Origin of the sequence: Sphingomonas sp. (genome assembly GCF_035714405.1) — a bacterium.
GTDB lineage: Bacteria > Pseudomonadota > Alphaproteobacteria > Sphingomonadales > Sphingomonadaceae > Sphingomonas.
Genome location: NZ_DASTMA010000003.1, coordinates 76,242 through 95,883 on the forward strand (window position 1 = coordinate 76,242; position 19,642 = coordinate 95,883).

At 63.6% G+C, this 19,642-nt stretch carries 14 protein-coding genes; 7 read left to right on the forward strand and 7 right to left on the reverse strand.

Translation table 11 applies throughout. The annotated features are described in order from the left end of the window. Nucleotides 1-3: 3 nt before the first annotated feature. From VFQ64_RS00980 to VFQ64_RS00990, 3 genes are read right to left on the reverse strand one after another with little or no spacing between them, the layout of a single operon-like run. On the reverse strand, nt 4-1,077 hold the full coding sequence (locus VFQ64_RS00980; protein WP_325101426.1) for an efflux RND transporter periplasmic adaptor subunit: 1,074 nt from the start codon (nt 1,075-1,077) through the stop codon (nt 4-6). After that, entirely contained in the window at nt 1,077-2,570 is a 1,494-nt protein-coding gene (locus VFQ64_RS00985; protein WP_325101427.1) for a TolC family protein, read from the reverse strand. Before VFQ64_RS00985 ends, VFQ64_RS00980 begins: the two co-directional genes overlap by 1 nt. Next, the gene (locus VFQ64_RS00990; protein WP_325101428.1) at nt 2,567-5,659 is read right to left on the reverse strand and encodes an efflux RND transporter permease subunit; all 3,093 of its coding nucleotides are present in this window, start codon (nt 5,657-5,659) and stop codon (nt 2,567-2,569) included. Before VFQ64_RS00990 ends, VFQ64_RS00985 begins: the two co-directional genes overlap by 4 nt. A gap of 92 nt (nt 5,660-5,751) precedes the next feature. Here VFQ64_RS00990 and VFQ64_RS00995 point away from each other — a divergent pair, with 92 nt between their 5' ends. From VFQ64_RS00995 to VFQ64_RS01020, 7 genes are all read left to right on the forward strand, one after another. After that, complete coding sequence (locus VFQ64_RS00995) at nt 5,752-6,408, forward strand: TetR/AcrR family transcriptional regulator (protein ID WP_325101429.1); 657 nt, start codon at nt 5,752-5,754, stop codon at nt 6,406-6,408. A 213-nt stretch (nt 6,409-6,621) separates the two neighbouring features. Beyond that, nucleotides 6,622-7,038 (forward strand): MarR family winged helix-turn-helix transcriptional regulator, encoded by a 417-nt coding sequence (locus tag VFQ64_RS01000; protein ID WP_325101430.1) that lies wholly within the window; start codon nt 6,622-6,624, stop codon nt 7,036-7,038. Further along, nucleotides 7,035-8,579: a TonB-dependent receptor gene (locus tag VFQ64_RS01005; protein ID WP_325101431.1), complete on the forward strand. Its 1,545-nt coding sequence runs from the start codon at nt 7,035-7,037 to the stop codon at nt 8,577-8,579. Before VFQ64_RS01000 ends, VFQ64_RS01005 begins: the two co-directional genes overlap by 4 nt. After that, nucleotides 8,576-9,340: a TonB-dependent receptor gene (locus VFQ64_RS01010; RefSeq protein ID WP_325101432.1), complete on the forward strand. Its 765-nt coding sequence runs from the start codon at nt 8,576-8,578 to the stop codon at nt 9,338-9,340. Before VFQ64_RS01005 ends, VFQ64_RS01010 begins: the two co-directional genes overlap by 4 nt. A 27-nt stretch (nt 9,341-9,367) precedes the next feature. Then, nucleotides 9,368-10,696 carry an MFS transporter gene (locus VFQ64_RS01015; protein ID WP_325101433.1) on the forward strand — a complete coding sequence of 443 codons (1,329 nt, stop codon included), beginning with the start codon at nt 9,368-9,370 and terminating at the stop codon, nt 10,694-10,696. Nucleotides 10,697-11,863: 1,167 nt separating this feature from the next. Next, the gene (locus VFQ64_RS15570; RefSeq protein ID WP_414712848.1) at nt 11,864-12,043 is read left to right on the forward strand and encodes a helix-turn-helix domain-containing protein; all 180 of its coding nucleotides are present in this window, start codon (nt 11,864-11,866) and stop codon (nt 12,041-12,043) included. A 130-nt stretch (nt 12,044-12,173) separates the two neighbouring features. Beyond that, nucleotides 12,174-13,283, forward strand: a complete 1,110-nt coding sequence (locus VFQ64_RS01020) for a hypothetical protein (protein WP_325101434.1) — start codon at nt 12,174-12,176, stop codon at nt 13,281-13,283. Here the strand turns inward: VFQ64_RS01020 and VFQ64_RS15575 are convergent. From VFQ64_RS15575 to VFQ64_RS01035, 4 genes are all read right to left on the reverse strand, one after another. After that, complete coding sequence (locus tag VFQ64_RS15575; protein WP_414712846.1) at nt 13,280-13,612, reverse strand: DNA translocase FtsK; 333 nt, start codon at nt 13,610-13,612, stop codon at nt 13,280-13,282. The genes VFQ64_RS01020 and VFQ64_RS15575 overlap by 4 nt on opposite strands. A gap of 408 nt (nt 13,613-14,020) precedes the next feature. Beyond that, nucleotides 14,021-16,459 carry a PAS domain S-box protein gene (locus VFQ64_RS01025; protein WP_325101435.1) on the reverse strand — a complete coding sequence of 813 codons (2,439 nt, stop codon included), beginning with the start codon at nt 16,457-16,459 and terminating at the stop codon, nt 14,021-14,023. 333 nt (nt 16,460-16,792) lie between these two features. Then, on the reverse strand, nt 16,793-18,043 hold the full coding sequence (locus VFQ64_RS01030) for a hypothetical protein (RefSeq protein WP_325101436.1): 1,251 nt from the start codon (nt 18,041-18,043) through the stop codon (nt 16,793-16,795). A 216-nt stretch (nt 18,044-18,259) separates the two neighbouring features. Then, nucleotides 18,260-19,243 (reverse strand): NADP-dependent oxidoreductase, encoded by a 984-nt coding sequence (locus VFQ64_RS01035; RefSeq protein ID WP_325101437.1) that lies wholly within the window; start codon nt 19,241-19,243, stop codon nt 18,260-18,262. Nucleotides 19,244-19,642 lie beyond the last annotated feature (399 nt).

Genomic DNA, 19,642 nt, shown 5'->3' on the forward strand with positions numbered 1-19,642 from the left:
GCGCTACTTACCCGAGCGCACAGGACGCACCTGCTCTCCCTCGATGACGAAAGAGGCGGCACCAAGCGCGACGCGCGTGCCGATCGGCGGACCCTTCAGCACCGCGACATACCCACCGCCACGCGCGCCGGTGCGGACGGGAAGCTGGCGGGCGCGATTGTCCGGTCCGACTACCGTCAGTCGGGCGCCATCGGCGGTGAAGGCGACCGCCGATTCGGGCACAGCGGCCGTCGGTGTGGCGGAGACGCCGAAAAAGGCGGTGGCGTACCCTCCAACCCGCGCGTCCCGACGCACTGGCAGGCCCACATAGACCAGACCCAGACGCGTTTCGGGGGTCACCTGCGGGCTGACCATACGCACGGCACCCTGGAACTCGGTTCCGTCGGCGAGCCGTACGCGCGCCGGGGTGCCCGAACGAACGCTGAGCAAGGCTGCCTCGTTCAACTCCGCCTGAAGCTCGACCAGACCGTCGCGCGCGATGGTAAAGAAGGGAGCCGCGCCCCCGCCGGTCACGTCGCCGGGCCGGATCCCGCGCGACAGCACGATTCCGCTCACCGGCGCCGTGACGGTCAGGCGAGCGCGGCGGGTCAGCGTGTCCTGCAGCTGCGCCCGCGCCACGCGAACCGCGGCGGCGGCATTCGCGGCTTCCGACCTACGCTGGACGATCTGTTCGTCCGCCAGCACGCCGGTACCCTCGAGGCCGGCCACCCGCCGGGCTTGATCGGCCGCCTGGCGCTGCCGCGCGATCTGCTGATCCAGATTGGCGCGCTGCTGGGCGATCTGCGCCTCCAGCAGCGCAGGGTCGAGCCGCACCAGCGCTTCTCCGCGACGCACGAAATCGCCGACATCGGCCAACACCGAAAGAACACGATAGCCGGCGAGTTCCGCGTTCACGGCCGCCTCTTCACGTGGACGCAGCGTACCGGACGCCGCGACTACCTGCGCCAGCGGGCGTAGTTCGATCGTCGCCACCCGCACCGATCTGGGGGTCGGCGGGGTTGGCGCCTCGCGCCGATCCTCGCCCGAACAGGCGACCAGTGCCGCGGCCAGCGCAGCAATCGGTAATGTGGAGCGCATCAGTTCGGGTCCGTCCTGGGGTAGGTGGCAGAGGGTGCCGTCGGGGAGCTCCAGCCGCCGCCCAACGCCTTGAAGAGCTGCACCGATCGCGAAAGCGCGTCCAAGCTTGCCGTAACGGTTTGCGCCCGCGCGGCACGCCAGGTCGCCTCAGAGTCCAGCAGGCGCTGGAGGTCGATCAGCCCACGCCGATACTGGATCAGGACCGCCTCATAGGCGGCACGAGCCCGACCCTCACCCTGGGCGAGCACGGCGGCCCTGCGACGATCGGCCTCGAGTCGGCGAATGGCCTGGTCGGTTTCGGAGAACGCCGTCTGGACAGTCCGTTCGAACGCCAGCACCGCCTGCTCGGTGCGCACGTCCGCGATCCGGACCTCGTTCCGTACACGTCCCCGGTTGAGGAGCGGCGCCACTAATCCGGCCCCGATCGACCAGAAACCCGTCGTCGATTCGAACACGCCCCGCTGGGCGTTGAGTCCGATCCCTGGCGTCAGGGTCAAGCTGGGGAACTGAGCAAGCTCGGCGGTCCGCAGCTGTCCGAGCGTGCTCTCCAGCCGTGCGCGGGCCTCGCGGATGTCGGGGCGACGAACCAAGAGGTCGGCCGGCAGACCGGGTGGAACAGGCGGTGGTACCGCGAGCGTGGGTGTGGCCGGGACTGTGTCCACGCGATCTCCTGCGCGGCCGAGCAGCGCCAGCAACGTGCGACGGGCGGCGAACAGCTCCGCCTCCAGCCCAGCGAGCTGCGCGCGCGCCGTGGCGAGGTCCGTCTCGATCCGATCGGCGTCGGCGCGCGGTGCCAGGCCACGCCGGGCGCGGATGTCGACAATTCGGCGAAGCTCCTCGCGAATGCGTACCGTTTCCGCCGCGTCGGCGATCTGCACCGCCAGGCCGCGTGCCTGGAACAGCTGATCCGCGACGTCGGCGGCGAGCGTGGCGCGTGCTCCCTGATAGGCGAAGATCGACGCCTCCAGGTCCGCGTCCGCGGAGCGCCGCGCGGCCGAACGGCGCCCGAACAGGTCGAGCTCCCAGCTTACGGGCAGGCTCAAGGCATAGCTGTCGCTGCGGCCCGGAAACACGAAGCCGCCGGCGCCGCCGGCGAACCCGCCACCGGTGGCTGGACCAGTCCCGCCGCCGCCGGTGGCCGGAACGCCGGTGCCGTCACCCGGACCCAGATCATAGGTGCGCTGTCGCGACGCGTTCGCCTGGACGTCACCCTGGACGTCGAACCGGTTCAACGCGGTTCGTCGAACCAGCCGCGCCTCGTCGAGGCGGGCGAGTGCCTCGCGTGCCGAAAATCCGCGGGCGAGCGCCTCCTCCACCAACGCGGTCAGCTGCGCGTCTCCGTACAGGATCCACCAGCGATCCAGCTGGATCGTCGGGGCGATGCCGCCGCTCGCCTCGAAACTGCCGGGCAGAGTGGTAACCGGTGCGCGCGCGGTGCCGGTCGCGCAGGCGGTCGTGAGCAAGCCGGCGACCAGCGGTACAATGATCCTCATGCCACCACCTCCGTCGCCGCCTCGCGCGGGGTGACGAAGCGTGTCAGCTTGGGGCGAAGCCACGCCTCGAAATCATCGACGAACTCATAGATGACCGGAACCAGCACGAGCGACAGCGCGGTGGAAGTGATCAGGCCGCCGATCACCGCCACCGCCATCGGCTGGCGGAACTCGGCGCCCGCTCCGAGCCCGAGCGCGGTCGGAAGCATGCCGGCTGCCATCGCGAAAGTGGTCATGATGATCGGACGCGCGCGTTCACGACACGCTTCCAGCAAGGCCTCACGCTGGCTCATGCCCTCACGCTCCCGCTCGATCGCGTATTCGACGAGCAGGATCGAGTTCTTCGCCGCCAGCCCGAGCAGCATCAGGAAGCCGATCATCGCCGGCAGCGACAGGTCCAGCCCTGTGACCAGCAGCCCCAGCACCGCGCCCCCGATCGCAAGCGGCAGCGCCGAAAGGATGGTGACCGGCTTGAAGAAGCTGCCGAACAACAGGACCATGACGCCGTAGAGCATCAGCACGCCGGCGGCGATCACCAGCCCCATCGCGCTCAGCAGCTCGGACAACGCCTCGGCGTCACCCGTCTCGGCCTGCTTGATGCCCGGCGGCAGGTTCTTCATGATCGGCAGGTTGTTGACGGCCGCCACGGCACTGCCCAGCGCCACCCCCTCGCCCAGATTGGCTTCGATGGTCTGCTGTCGGCGCCGGTCGAACCGGTCGATCTGAGCCGGTCCCGCCTCGAAGCGGATGTCGGCCACGCTGCCCAAGGTGGTCGGTGCGCCGCTGGCGGTCGGGATCGGCAGAGCTGCGAGCGCACCCGCTTCGGTGCGCTGGCTTTCGGGCAGTCGGACCGTGATCGGGATGCGGCGCTCGCCCTGGGTTGCCTTGGCGACATTGGCGTTGATGTCGCCAATGGTGGCCAGCCGCGCCGCCGTCGCCAGCGTCTCCGAGCTGACGCCCAGCCGCGCCATCTCGGCGGGACGCGGCACGATCTGCACCTCAGGCGCGGCGGGAAGCGCGGCGGGACGCGGATCGCGCACCTCCGGCAATTGGCCCATCTCCCGGCGTAGCTGCTCGGTCGCCCGGGCGAGAACCGTACCGTCGTCGCCCGTGAGCGTGATCGGTAGTTCCGCCGTTCCCCAGTCGCCGAGGAAGCTCAGCCGGGCGCCGGTGACCGCGCGCAGGGACGGACGAACAGCATCGCGGAACTCCGTCGAGGAAAGATCGCGCTCGTGATGGAGCACGACGATGATCGTACCGGTGCGCAGGTCGCCGCCGGTCGCACCTTGACCAAACCCGCCGGACGCGCCCGAGCCGATGCTCGCGAACACATTGGCGACCTCAGGCCGGCGTTTAAGGACCGCGGTGGTGTCGCGCACGGCGCCTTCCATGTCCGCGCGGGTCGCGCCGGGCGCGCCCTGCACCGTCAGGTTGACATAGTCGAAATTCTGCGACGGCTGAAAGCTTGCGGGCAGCAGCCCCATCATCGCGACGGAGCCGATGAACAGCAGCGTTCCCAACAGGATCGACCGCTTGCGATGATCGAGCGCATAGGTCAGCACGCGTCGATACCATGGCCTGAGGTCTTCCGGCGCATGCGTCTTCGTGCCCGGCTTCAGCAGATAGGCGGCCATCAGCGGCGTCACGAAACGCGCGACCGCGAGACTGGCCAGCACCGCGACCGCGACGGTCAGCCCGAATTCCTTGAAGAACTGGCCGGCCATGCCGGGCATGGCGGAGACCGGAGCGAACACGACGACGATCGCCGCGGTGGTCGCGACGACGGCCAGGCCGATCGCGTCGGCGCCCTCCATCGCCGCTTGGTACGGACGCTGACCGCGCTCGATCCGCTTCTCGATATTCTCGATCTCGACGATCGCGTCGTCGACGAGGATGCCGATCACCAGCGTCAGTCCGAGCAGTGTCACCACATTGAGGCTGAAGCCGAACAACAGCATCGCCGCGAAGGTCGGAACCAGCGACAGCGGCATCGCCACCGCCGCGATCATCGTCGAGCGCCAGTCACGCAGGAACAAGAAGACCACGAGCGCGGCGAGCAGCATCCCCTCGATCAGCACATGAATCGTCGCCTCGAAGCTCGCGCGGGTCTCGTCGACGGTGGAAAGCACCTTAGTGAAGCGGATTTGCGGGTGCGCGCGTTCGAGGTCCGCGATCGCTATCCGCAGTCCGTCCTCGACCTCGACGTCACTGCCCTCCTTGGTCTTGAGCACCTGAAAGCCGACCACCGGTCGGCCATCGAGGCGAGCGAACTGGCGCGCCTCGGCGGCACCGGCGCCGATCTCGGCTACGTCCGCCAACCGGACGTAGCGGCCGCCGGGAAGCGAAATGCTAAGATCGCGGAGCCGCTGTTCGGTATCGGCCTGCCCCACGATCCGGACCGTTTGTTCGCGCCCGCCCACTTCGAGCCGTCCACCGGCGGCGTTGACGCTGACCTGCCGGATGGCGTCGTTCAGCTGCGGCACCGTCAGGCCGAAGCCCGCCAGTCGCTCCAGATCGACGATGACGTTGATCTCACGCTCCGCGCCGCCGACGCGGCTGACCTGGGCGACCCCCTCCTGCCCGAGCAGCGCGCGGCCGACTGTATCGTCGATGAACCAGCTGAGATCGGGCACGCTCATGCCGGGTGCCTCGACGGCGTAGGTGAGGATCGGCTGAGACTCGATGTCGACCCGTTCGATGATCGGTTCGTCGATCTCCCGCGGCAAGGTCGCGCGGATCTGGTCGATCGCGCTCTCGACCTCATCCTTCGCGCGTTGTTGGTCTTCGCCGATCTCGAAATTAATCGTGGTGACCGACGCGCCGAGCGAGATCGCGGATCGGATATCCTTAATGCCGCTGATGCCGGCGATAGCATCTTCGACGGGACGGGTGACCTGCGTCTCCAGCTCGGCCGGCGAGGCGCCGTTCTGAGTGACCGTGACGGATACGGCGGGGAAGCTGGCGTCCGGAAACTGCTTCACCGGCAGCATCAGATACGCGAAGATGCCGGCCAGCGTCAGCGCCGCGAACAGCACGACGACTGGAATCGGGTTCTGGATCGCCCAGGCAGAAACGCGGATCTGACGCATTCGTGGACCGTCCCGACTCGCCGGGTAATCCGGCTTGTCCGGCGCCGCTATCCTGCTAATAGATGGATGTCCATCCAATTAGGTGACCGACGATGATTGATCCGCCTGCTTTCCGACGGCGGCCGGCCGAACGCGGCGCGGAGATACTGGATGCAGCGATCACCCAGTTCGCCAGCCGTGGGTTCGAGAAGACCCGGATCGTCGACATCGCGCGTGAGGCGGGCGTTAGCCATGGCACGGTCGGGAGCTATTACCCGACCAAGGAAGCCCTGCTGCGCGCGTGCATCGAGCGATTGGCGCAACCCGAGATGGATCAGGTGGACGCGGCGATCAGCGGCTTCGAGGGCACGACACGCGAGCTGCTGGAGTGGCTGGGACTGTTCTGGGGGCAGCATTGCAAGGATGAGCAGGTGGCGGCGATCATCCGCGTCGTCGAAGGCGAACTCGGCAATTTCCCGGACTTGGCGGACACGTTTCGGACCCGTGTCTACGATCCGGTGATCGGGTTGTTCGTCCGCATCATCGCGCGCGGCGTGTCACGGGGCGAGTTCACCTGCGACGACCCGGAGCCTTATGCGGAGTTCTGTTTCGGCTCGCTGACCCATGCAATCGACTGGAACGAGGGACTGGGCCGTGTCCTCAATAGGCCGGTCGACGTAGAGCGCTACGTCCGCATCTGGGCGACGTCTGCCGCCTGTGGGCTCCGAGTCACGACAGGCGCCGAAGGCAAGCCAGCCGAGTGGCCCTGAGCGGTGCGCTGCGGCCCCAACCAGGGCAGGCCGGCAGGCGGCCCTTTCCACGCTTGACGATGCCGCCAACCGTATGTCAGACATACGGTTATGCCAAACAGCATATAAGCTGTCGGCGATGGGGGAGGACGGCGCGTGGCGCGCGAGGAAGACTAGGTCGGCCTGCTCGCGGTTCGGCTGGGGTATCAGCTGCGCCGCGTCGACCTGTTGTCGATGGAATGGCTGCATGACGCGCTGGCCGAGATCGGGCTGCAGCCGGCGCGCGCGACCGCGCTCATCCATGTCGAACGTCACCCGGGCTGCGACCAGGCGGCGCTCGGCCGCGTGCTGGGCATCAATCGGGCCAGCACAATGGCGATGGTCAATACACTTGTCGCCCTGAACGCGATCGCGCGCCATCCCGGTCGCGATCGCCGCAGCAACGCACTGCACCTCACCGATGATGGGCACCGGCTAGTGGCCGAGACGATCCAGATCACCGCGGATCACGATGCGCATGTGTTCGAGACGCTGACCGATGCCGAGCGGGCGGAGTTGTTTCGCCTGCTGGTGAAGGTCCGCGCCGCCAATAGCGCGACCGCTCCGCGCGCAGCCACAACCAGACGAGTGAACTTGAGGAGGGTGAAATGAGGGGTTTGCTGTTGACCGGCGCGGCCATGATCGCGCTGACGACTGCTCAAGTTGCGCGTTCGCAGGAGACGCAGGGGGCCGCTGCGCCGGCCGGAACGGACGCCGCGCAGGACGACGCCGTCACGGGTAACGATATCCTCGTGACTGCACGCCGCACTTCGGAACGTCTTCAAGACGTGCCGGTCGCCGTCACTGCCTTGACGGGTGCGGCGCTGACCGAGCGCAATGTCGCCACGCTCGACGAGATCGCGAAGTTTACACCAAAAATCCGCTTTGACGGCGCCGCGGCCCTGTCGGGTGGCAATTATAATGCGACCGTGTTCGTGCGCGGTGTCGGCCAGAACGACTTCGCCATCTTCAGCGATCCTGGCGTCGGCTTCTATGTCGACGACGTCTATTATGCGCGGTCGATCGGCGGCGTGCTCGACGCGGTCGACATCGAGAGTGTGCAGGTGCTGCGTGGACCCCAGGGCACGCTATTCGGCAAGAACACCATCGGCGGCGCGGTGCTGATCAACACCGGAACGCCCGATTTGAACACGGTGTCGGGACGGGTCGAGGGCACCTATGGCACCTTCGACCGGATCGACGTGAAGGGGGCGGTCAACATCCCGATCGCGCGCGGTGTCGCGGCCCTGCGCATCTCCGCCGCGACGCTCAACCGCGACGGCTACACCCGGCGGCTGGTCGACGGCGACACTCAGGGAGACCGCTCCGCGCAGGTGCTCCGCGCCAAGCTGCGCATCCAGCCGGAGGGAAGCGGCCTGACGATCGACATCGGTGGCGATTATACCCGTGCGCGTGAGACGTCGGCGCCGCTCGATCTGCTGGCGGTCGGCAATGTGCCGGGCATCACCGGCATTCCGTTTCTGGCGAACTATAACCGGTTCGTCGCCCCGAGCCGCGGGATCATCGCCCCCAACGGCCAGCCGACGCTCAATCCCAGCTTCATCACGGCCAGCCCGTTCGAGACCTATTCTACCGGACCGAACATCAACGACCTGGACCTGTGGGGCGTCCAAGCGGTCGTCGCGTATGATCTCAGCGGCGCCACGATAAAGTCGATCACCGCTTATCGTGACATGACGGCGTATTTCGCCCGCGACGGAGACAACTCGCCATTCCTGTTCCGCCAAACCACCAACGACGACAAGCAGTGGCAGTTCAGCCAGGAGTTGCAGCTGACGGGCAAGCTCCTGGACGGCAGGCTGAGCTATGTCGTCGGTGCGTTCTTTTTCAAGGAAAAGGCGTCCGACCTCGCGACGGCAGACATCGCGGTGGGCCTGCAACCCCCGCTCGCGACCGTCGGGCCGTTCACGCCGGCGGTGTTCGTCCAGAACTACACCGATAACAAAAGCCTGGCGGCCTATGGCCAGCTCGACTTCGAGATCCTTCCGCGGCTCAGCATCACGCTCGGCGCCCGCTATACGAGCGATCAGAAGAAATTCACCTCGATCAACGTGCGTCAGCGAGACCTGGTCGAGTTCGTCAACGTGACCAAGGAAGCCACTTTTGAAAGTTCACCCCGCGTTTCGGCGTGAACTACAAAGCCGCCGACGACGTTCTGCTCTATGCGTCATATTCCCAGGGCTTCAAGCAAGGCGGCTTCAACGGACGTCCGCTGGCGAACGCCGACGAGGTGACACAATACGCGCCGGAGGAGCTGACGACGTATGAAGCTGGCCTGAAGGCGCAATGGCTGGACAGAAGGCTGACCACCAACATCGCCGCGTTCCGTTCGACCTACAAGGACATCCAGCTGACGTTAAACCAGACGCCGACCAACTTCGTCGCCAATGCGGCATCAGGCGAGATCACCGGAGTCGAGTTGGAGATGGTGCTGCGCCCGGCCGCCTGGTTCACCTTCAACGCCGGGGTCGGGTACCTGGACGCGAAGTACACGTCCGTCGGCGAAGGGCTGGGACCGACGCAGATCCTGCCGATCACGCTGCGCAGCCGGTTCGTCAAGGCGCCCGAATGGACGGTGACCACGGGCCTTGACCTTACCCATGAATTCGCAAGCGGAGGCGAGGCGGCATTCCGCGCGGACTACACGATGTACAGCCGGATCTTCCAGGACGTCGCGAACACGCCGATCATCACCGAACCCGGCTATGGCCTGCTCAACGCGAGGATCAGCTATACCCTGCCCAACAAAGCGGTGAGCCTATCTGTATTCGGGACTAATTTGACAAAGTCGCTGTACCTGGTGTCCGGCAACATCTCCGGCGCGTTCGGCCTGGCGGAGGACAGCTATGGCCGCCCACGCGAGTTCGGGGTGAGCGCGAGCTATAGGTTTTGATGACGGAGCCGGGGTGTTGAACAAGCAATGAGCGCGGTCGACCCGCGGACGATCGTCGATGCCGCGCCGATGTCGCGTTTCCAGTGGCGTATCGTCGCAACGATGATCGGCCTCAACGCACTCGACGGTTTCGACGTCTTGTCGATCAGCTTCGCCTCGCCCGGCATCGCCGCAGCGTGGGGCATCGATCGCGCGGCACTCGGTTTCGTGCTGTCGATGGAGCTGATCGGCATGGCGATCGGCTCGCTGGTGCTCGGCGGCATTGCCGATCGCGTCGGACGCCGTGCCACGATCCTGGGATGCCTCGTGGTCATGGCGGGCGGCATGCTCGGCGCAGCTAGCGCCGGCGACGTGACCACGCTGTCGCTGTGGCGGGTCCTGACGGGTTTAGGCATTGGAGGCATGCTGGCGGCCACCAACGCCGCCGTCGCGGAGGCCGCCAATGCGCATCGCCGGGCGCTGTGCGTTGTCTTGATGGCGGGAGGCTATCCGGTGGGCAGCGTCATCGGCGGCTCCATCTCGTCACTGCTGCTGGCACACTATAATTGGCAGGCGGTCTTCGTGTTTGGCGGCGTGGCGACGCTCTGCTTCATTCCGCTGGTGCTATGGCAAGCCCCGGAATCGATCGAGTTCCTGATGCACCGGCGGCCGCCCGGCGCGCTCGCCCGCATCAACGCGATGATGGCGCGGATGGGGCATCCGGCTATCGCTACCCTGCCCGCGCCCGAGGCGAAGGCGGCCAAGGTGCCGTTGATCGAGTTGTTCTCGCCTACCCTGATCTGGACGACCGGCCTGCTGACGCTGGCCTATCTCACGCATATCATGACCTTCTACTTCATCCTGAAGTGGATCCCCAAGATCGTCGTCGATATGGGCTTTGCCGCCCCCCTCGCCGCTGGCGTACTCGTGTGGGCGAGTATCGGCGGCGCGACCGGATCGCTGGTGCTGGGCTTGCTCACCGCGCGGGTGCGGCTGCTGAGGCTGACGATCGCGGCGATGCTGTTGTCGACGGTGCTCGTGATCGCCTTCGGGCAGGAGCGCAGCGACCTTGCTGCCCTATCGCTGATCGCGGCATTGGCCGGTTTCGCCACCAACGCCGCCGTGGTGGGCCTGTACGCCCTCATCGCGCAGAGCTTTCCCACCAGCGTGCGCGCCACGGCGACGGGGTTCGTTATCGGCATCGGACGCGGCGGATCGGCGCTGGCGCCGGCGCTAGCGGGGTTGTTGTTCGCTGCCGGATACGGCCTGTCGACGGTAGCGGTGCTGATGGCGCTGGGCTCGGCGGTCGCGGCAGGCGCGCTGTTCGCGCTGGCCCGCCGGGGCTCCGCGATGGCTTCAGCCATGGGCGCGCCCTGAACTGCGCCGCCGAATGGGCGGCCTCTTCAAGGCTTGCGCTGGTCGGCGTTGTCACCCTTGCCGTGCAACTACCAGGGAGCGCGGCCTAACCGCCACCGCGGCACCACCGGGGGCCGCATTCTCGGCCAAACGACGCAGACAGACCGTTGGAGCTTGCCACATCCCCTCGAGACCTCTCGCGAACAGGGAAGTGGTGCCAGAAGAGCACCAGCAAGTTGCAGCTAAGCACTTAATATTAGTAAGGAAAATTGAGCCTCATCAATGGTGGCCCCAAGAATGGCCCCCAATCGGCAAACTCGTGAATGATTTGAGTGCGTTACGTAGCCCTATAGCCCCAAGGTTCTTCGAAAGGGGCTGTCTGAACACAAACTTTCTCTTAGCTGTCGTCTGTGTCTCACCACCGTTCATCCGCTCCGGCAGCTGCCGCCTTATCATCTTCAACCCCCTGTTGAGACCTGGGTCTTCTGCTCCCAGCGCCTCTATACCACGGCTCAAACTCCCGGCTGCGAAGCTTGCGAGTTAGCTCAGCCTCGCTCCCCTGCTGGTAGATGAAACCGACCAGGAGCTCAGGGGGGATATCGTGCCGATCAGCGTACATCATCTGGGCGGCGAAGCGCGACATGTCCTTGTCGGCTATCGAGTCGATTGATCCGTCGTTTCGAGCGGCATACAGCGCCCAGTAGAAAGGGTTCTGGCGAAAGGACACCTTCAGCGGCTCCCTTTCCAATGCACCGACGACGGCGCTCAGAATTCTGAGGCTACCCTCGCTGCGATATCGACGAACAAGCGCGTATATGTGCCGACGGACGCTGCCCGACCAATTATCCCAAGGTGCGTGACCACGACGCAGCTTAGGGCGCGTGGTCAGAGCGGAACTGAGCTGTTCCATCTCGCGAGTCCAATCCTCAAGCCAGTCCGCGTCTACCTGAGGCGAGCGACGGCGGCGTTTGCTGGTTCGAGCCGCGGGCCGTTGAAGAGACGAAGTCACAGCGCTGCGTATGACGTTTAGAAGTCCAATGCAATTCCTGCTGACGGCGGTGTCAGGACTCCCGATGCCAAGGATGGCCAGTTTCCAAGGGTGCGCTCAACGCGGTGATGCTGTTCCCTGCAGGTCACTCAGCGCTGCTGTAAATTGGCGACGCCACATCGACGGGGACAGCCATGCTGATGAGTATTCGAGAGGTATGTGAGTACGTCTCAATCCAAAGAACCACGTGTTACAAACTGCTTGGAAGCGGAGAACTCGAAGCCGTGAAAATCGGTTCGAGGACGCTCGTTACAAAGCGCAGCGTTGAAGAGCTGATTGCGAGGGGTGCTGCCGCAGCCAGCGCGCTCAGGAAGAGCTGAACCCGAGTGGCCGGGCTATGGGAGCAAGCGCACCACTATGGACGTGCGTGTATGTTACCCCATTCAGGCCCGCCAAACTCCCCCATCCAGAGCTGTAAACGTCAGCCGAGGTGCTTGAGAGGGCATATTCATGAGCCGCGGTTTTTCCAATTTGAACGTGCCAGAGTACCTCTCCGGCATCGATCCGAGCCCTCGATCCGCAAAGACCTACCTGAGTGGAACGCTGGAGCAACACCTGCGGCTGCACAAGCGGAGCACCGAGTGGTGGCACCTTCGGCCGCAAGATCAACGTATCGAAGACGCTATCCTGGGTCGGCCCGGGAAGGCTCCGGCCAACGCGCTGGCGTCTAACTCGAGCGCGCGGTACGCGGTCGGCCAATTCGGCATCGATCTTTTTGATCAGCACCGTCGTGAGTGGCCTCAGCGGCGGTATGCCCTTGCTACCCTTTTCAGCGATCGTTGGTTGTCGTTCGATCGCGATCTGTGGGTCCTGCTCGGCGGTATCAAGGAAGCGTCTCGGCAAGTGATCCGCCTAGGGCAGTTTGATGGCTGGTTGGCGGTCGTGGAGTTCCAAACGCTTGTGAACACGCTTGGCGGGCTAGGCAGGCTCATCTTGCCGAACGTCCATGCTGTGGCCTGGAGCGATGATCCGTCGTTCTCGTTCGAGGCTGCGGAGGATAGGATGCTAAGGTCAGGGCGATTGTTTAGCCATGCCTCAGCAAAAACGGCTGACGTGCGGCGGACCGCTGATACGTCCCCAACCAACCTAATCGCGTACATGCTGAAGGCCGCAGCCGTCGGGAAGCACCGCATTCCTAGCACTAGCAGTCGTTGGGGCTTCGTGCTGGACGACTGCGCACTGCCGCCTCGCGCTGCTGCAAGGCAGACCGAGCTTCTGTCGTCGTTATATCTCGATGAACTCATTATGGCAGGCGGCGCGGGCAGTCCGCTGCGCACGGCGCTTGTCGGTCATCTGAATGCCAACGTCGTGCGAAGCCGGAACACGGAACTGTCCGTTGAGGGCGCTACCCGATTCTGGAACGGCGTTCGGCCACGAGCCTCCGCTCGGTACAGCCCGGTGTCGGTACACCGTGAGCGCCGGCAGCTTCCCCACGATGCTCCACTTTCGCTAGACCCTATGCGGTCAATTCGCGAGATGAGCTGGTTGCATCGGCGGGAGCTGGTTGAGTCCTTATTAAGAGAGCATGCACAAGGCGCTGTCCTGCGCCGAGGCCGCTAAGTTTGCTGCGAGAGAAGGACCCGGCGCCCAACGTGGTCCGGGGCCGATACGAGCCCGTCCCTCTGCATTTGTTCAACATGGCCGGCTGCTCGATTGTAGCTTCCGCCAATCTGCCGGTGCAGCCATGCCGGAGACGTTTTGCCGTGCGCGACGACAAGTCTGCAGGCTTCGGCATAGGCAGCAGTTCCAGCCCGGGCTACTGACGCAAGCGACTGATCACAGGCGCCGCGCGCTGCTGCGGCCGAGTTTACAGGATCATCGTGCACGGCAATTCTCCAAAGATTGACCTCTAGAGGGTCATTGTTCCGCCGACCGGCAAATGCACTCATGACAGAATGGCTACTTTGTCGCCAGTGAGGGTGGGGAGGGCGGCCGCTGAACCCTCTTCTCGACTAAGCTAGGCAGCGATTGTCTCGTTGCTGCCGGGCGTGCGGACGGCGAAAGTTGGTGGAGAGCCGCCTGACCGCTTCGGGGAGGACGGAGGCGGTAAGTTGACCTTCGTTCATGTGCCGCGGCAAGGTGCCGGAGCGTTAGTTGATGAGAGGGAAAGCGACCTGTCCGCTTTTGGTGTGGAGAACAGTTTGTCTCGGCCGCTCATTCACCAATCAAGAGCAGCAGCTAAGCGCCAATTTTGGACTTCAGCTGAATGCACAGTACGACATTCGCAAGCTATGACAAGGACGACCGGTATGGACTCGCGGAGACGTTTCCGGCGGCACGGGCGAGTTCATTGGACATCACGCAGCAAGATTGGACCACTGATCGACCACTTGTTTTAACTTGGCAATTGCGATCGGTTTAGAAGCATGGTCATTCATCCCGGCATCTCTACAAGCTCGAACCTCGTCAGCGAAGGCGCTGGCGCTTAGACCGATAATAGGGATCGTCTTCGCCCTTCCACCGAGCGTCCGGATTTGCTGAGTTGCAGTTAAGCCGTCCATGACGGGCATCTGAACATCCATAAGAATGAGATCCCATCTGTTAGGTTCGTCGGCTAGACGTGCCGCCAAAGCCAGCGCTACTGCTCCATTCTCCGCCACTTCCACCTGGTGCCCCATGCGGGCTAACATGGTGGTCACCAACACGCGGTTGATGTCGACATCCTCCACCAGCAGGATCGATGCGCCACGCTGCGCCGCCGAGAGCGCAGCGTTTTGCGAAACGAATGGTGACAACGCTTGCGTCCGCTCAGTCGGTTCCGCGTCATTTAACGGCAGCATAAGTGTGGCGATCGTCCCGCCTCCGGGGCGGCGTTGCAGGCTGATGCTACCTCCCATTAGATTTGCCAAGCGCCGCGAAATGCTAAGTCCAAGGCCCGAACCACCAAACGTCCGGGAGATTGATGCATCGGCCTGGACGAATGCTCCAAATACAGCATCAAGACGGTCTTGCTCGATGCCAACCCCCGTATCGGATATGGTGACGGAGAATGCCGCGCACGCTCCTGACGGTGGAGCTTGCCGTAGCGCCACTGAGACCGATCCGGTGGCTGTGAACTTTACTGCATTTCCCAACAGATTGAGGAGGATTTGACGGAGACGCAGTCCGTCGGTCAGGACAACTTGCGGCAGATCAGGCGCAACTTCGAAGTTCAGCGATATGCCCTTCTGCTCGGCCATCGGCGACATTAACTGGACGCACTGATTGACGCCGTGAGCGAGCATGAACGGTTCTGCGACCACCTCCAACTGGCCTGCATCCATTTTCGACACGTCCAATATGTCATTGAGGAGCTTGAGCAGCGCTTGCGCCGATCCGTGTATCAAGCCCACGTGGCGCCGTTGTTCGCCAGTTAGTGGAGTGTCGAGCAGTAACTCAGCAAACCCCATAACGCCATTCATCGGCGTCCGGATCTCATGGCTCATATTGGCTAGGAAAGCTGCTTTGGCAGCCGTGGCAGCTTCGGCATCACGCCTCGCCTGCTCAAGTTCAGTTACCTCAGCTTCCAGCTGCTCCGCCATCTGCCTCAATTCGGCAGTCCGAGCTTCGACTCGCTTCTCAAGATTAACGTTGATCGCTTTGACTTCGGCCTCGGCATGGCGCTGATCAGTAACATCGGTATGAACACCAACCCATTCGATTACGCTGTCGCCGTTAAGATCAAGCAGCGGTACAGCACGGATTGCGAAGAGCCGCCAAACACCATCATTTCGCCTGACCCTGTGTTCGAAGATGAATGTTCGACGTTCGGCAACGGTTTGGTTCCAGGCCGCAACCGTAGCCTGCGCATCGTCCGGGTGGACAGCGTTGGCCCATCCGTATCCTTGGTAATCAGCAAACGCCTGGCCGGTGAGCTCCGCCCAAGCAGGCTGCTCGCCTACCATGCGACCAGAGGCATCGTTGGTCCAAAGCACACCTTGCACCGCATGGACGGCCGCACGGAAGCGGTCCTGCTCGTGTTGCACTGCGCTCAGTTGCTTCGCGCTTGTGATGTCCCAGTTGGTGCCAATCATGCGCATCGCCGCTCCCGATGCATCGCGAACGACTGTCGACAGCGCGCGGATATGGCGCACCTCGCGTGATGGGGTCTCGATGAGAAATTCGGTGTTATATTCGCTCGTGCCCTTAACAGCTTCCGCTAGTTCCTGTGCTACGCGGTCGCGATGATCGCGACTGACGGCCGATAGAAAGACTTCGTAACAAGGGGCCACGGTAGCACGGTCGAGGCCATAAAGCTCGAACATGTGCTCATTCCAGATTAGTCCATTCGTTGCCAAATCCCACTCCCACACGCCGACCCCGCCGGCGCGTGTAGCGAGTGCCAAGCGCTCAATCAGCAAGGCGCGTTCGGCCTCGTCGGCCTTGCGCTCGCTGATGTCTTGAATTGTCGAAATGAAATAGTCTGGTTCGCTGTCGACATCTCGCACGAGCGACACCGTCAGAAGACACCACAATGGCAAACCATCCTTGCGGAGATAACGTTTCTCCATCTGGTAAGCTGCCGTTTTGCCGTCGAGCAACTGCTTCAAGTGTTCTAGGTCTGACGTAAGATCATCGGGATACGTAATCGCATGGAAGCTCATCTCTTCCAGTTCAGTTGCCTTATAGCCCAGTAGCGAACGCAACGCGATGTTTGTCCACAACCATCCTCCATCGAGAGCCACCAACGCCGTTCCAATCGGCGAGTGTTCCATAGCGGCAACGAATTGTTCGCCGCTAAGATGGGAGTCCGGCATGCCACGTTCTCCCTAGAGCCCCTTTGCTCTCCAAAACAAAGGCTATGGGATCACAGTTAACAAAACAATAATGTTCAAAGTTCAGGTGACACCTGCCTTCAGAACAGGCTCGGGCGCTTACGGCCCTCCGAGCCACCCCTCGCACATGAACGAAGACGATTGCTGAGAGCGGCTGATCGGGCCCAATGTCTGAAGTTGGGTCTAAACTGTCAGCACAGAGCTGAGATCGGGGGAAGCGGCGGTGCGAGCTGCAATCCACCCCGGTATCGGGCTTGGCTCCGGCTGGTAAATCCTCTGCGTATGATGCTGGTGACGGGTCGAGCCAAGAGGTGCCTAGTGCCAATCCGCGTCGGCTCGTGGCTTCAGCTCTCCGGCTGCCCGGAGCACGTCATTCAGATCGACAGCGGTGTCGAACGGATCTGCGTCCAGCACCTCGGGCCTGTTGAGTCGTCGCTGCCAGCTGTGCAGTGCTTCGACATAGGGAGCAAACGGGACCCGCATCAGGTCACCGCTGGGTTGTAGAACTAGATCGGCGATGCCGTTGTTCAGCCACTTGCCGGTATGCCAGTCTGGCATGTCGACGGCCGGGAACATGCAGATGCCGTGCAACTCCACGCCCCGGTTAACCGCCGCTAGAGCCTCGGCTACGACATCATTGAGCCAGTCGTCACGACCACCTTCCATCCCCGATGTCTCAGCCACGATTACCGGCCGTCCGTACCGACGATAACCTTGCTCGATGAGGTCGCACAGCGGACGGATGCGCGGATCGCCCGCCTCTAACGCGGCGTGCGGGCCACCTTCGCGATACTCCATCTGGCCGAAGCTGTAATTGTTGAAACCGGCGACATCGAGCGTCTCGGGCGAGCCCCCAAGTTCAGGGTGCTGCTGTCCAGATATGACGTCGAACGCCAGGAACGCGTCGTCCCAGGACTCCACACGCGCGGCTTCCGTAAGGTCTGGCCGGCCGGCGGGGGCGACCACGTGGATCAACGGATCGATGTGCACCATCCGCGCGTCCGGGATCACGTTCCGAATGGCTTTCACGGCGGCGATGTCCGCGCTGCACATAGCTAGCGTTAGGGCACGCCTTTTCGCTTTGTCCTTTCCGAAAGGTGCGGCCCAACCCCACTCTCCCGCCATGTACCCGAAGAAGGTTATCTCGTTCATGGGGGTAAAGAAGTAGGGGCCTGGCAGGGCAGCGCTGACATGCTCGGCCACAGCGCCTGCGTAGCGGGCGAAGCGCTCCGCAAAATCTGGAGCGAACGGATCGGCGCCTTCAGGGTAGCCATAGTGGCAGAGGTCCCAGATCGGCATGATCTTGTGGCACCGCATCGCGTCGATGAAGGGAGCGATGAAGCTGAAGTCGTAACTGGACCCGCCACGATCGACCATCGGCCACGGAACGCCCTCGCGAGCCACGGCAATCCCAAGCGGGGGCAGCATAGCGTAATCTGCGTCTGCATGCTGGCGATGCTGCGTTTCCTCGCACAAGTCTCGCCGGCCACGATCCTTCCAGTCGAACGTCGAGCATTCGAAGCCGCTCAGAAAGAATGTGGGGAAGATGCCCGGGTTCGCGTCCATCAGCGATATACGCTCGGCGCGGCTTGATGGCGCCAAGCTCGGCATCGACGGGGGGGCGGCCCCTGACCTGGAAGAAGACGGATTACTGAGCCGAACCGATCCCACAGGTGAAGCTGAGTAAGCCACGGGAGCGGCCGGGTTTACGGTGAGCACCGCTGTGAAGCTGCCGGACGAAATAGGTGTGACCGCTGCAAACGTAATGGTTTCGGGGCGTTCCTAATCGGCGACTCGGATCAGCATCTTGCCCGTGTTTCGCCCCTCAAAGAGGCCGATCAGGCCCTCCGGGGCGCGTTCGAAGCCTTCGAGAACGGTTTCCTGGTACTTGACTCGTCCGTCCTTAAGCCAGCCAGTCATGTCCCGCATAAAGGCGCCGTTTAGCGGCGCGAAGTCCGTCGCAACGAACCCTTCCATTCTTACCCGCTTATAGATCAGGTTGAAGATCCCATACACGGCTTGCGGAGATCCATTGTACGAGGAGATTGTACCGCACACCGGCACCCGCCCTCGAACATTCATGCGTGGCAGCGCTGCATCCAAGTGTGCGCCGCCGACGTTCTCGAAATAGACATCGATTCCACGCGGCGTCGCTGCGGCGAGTGACTCCGCCAGGGGCTCGGCTTTGTAGTTGATTACCGCGTCCAGTCCGACCTCGTCGCGCAGCCAGGCTGCCTTCTCATCGGAGCCGGTTGATCCGACGACGTAGCATTGCTTGATCTTGGCAATCTGCGCCGCAACCGAACCCACCGCGCCAGCTGCTGTAGAGACGAACACCTGTTCCCCCTCCTTCAGCGCGCCGGTCTCGAGCAGGCCGCCATAGGCCGTCAGCCCGGTCCCGCCGAGCGCGTGCATGTACACCGTGAGCGGCAGTTCCGGGTCGGGACTGAGTTTCGTCAGGCCCCTCCCGTCGGAGCAAAATCGCTCTTGAAACCCGCTGCCGTGCCGAACCAGATCGCCCACTGCGTAGGCACGATGACGCGACTGGACGATGCGACCAATGCCGCCGCCGATGAGCGGCGTCTCGAGCGCCTGATCGGCATCCAGCCGTGGCCGCATGTACGGATCGACAGACATGACTAGTCCCTGGACAAGAACCTCCCCCTCAGCCGCGTCGCCGAGCGGCACTTCGACGACGGCAAAGTCCTCGCGCACGGGAATGCCGCGCGGGCGGCGCGCGAGGTGGATCTGGCGCGAATGGGACATGATGGCTCCTTGGCGACCTCGCTCGGCTGCAAGGTCGCACAAGCGGACAGTGCGGGCAACACTCGCCCGATGCCACGGCAACTGACGCCTGACCTCGTAGCTCGTTGCTGTTAGGGAGTCCGCGCCGGCATGAACCTGAATGAACGTCTGGCGTTGGCGCGCGCTAGAGCCGCTGTGAACGTCCGCTTCTGGGTCCTGTCAGACTTGGGTGCGCTCTGCTGCCTCGAGAGCCTCCTCCGCAGCAACCCATAGTAAGCTGCGGAAAAACAAATCGCCTGCGCGACCACCGGTTGATCGAGTGCGGCTACGAGATTGGCCCGAGTTCGTGAACCGCCGCGATAACCGCTCGCTCTGTAAAGGGCTTGGGCACGATCGCTCCGGGTGGATTGCACGGCTTGC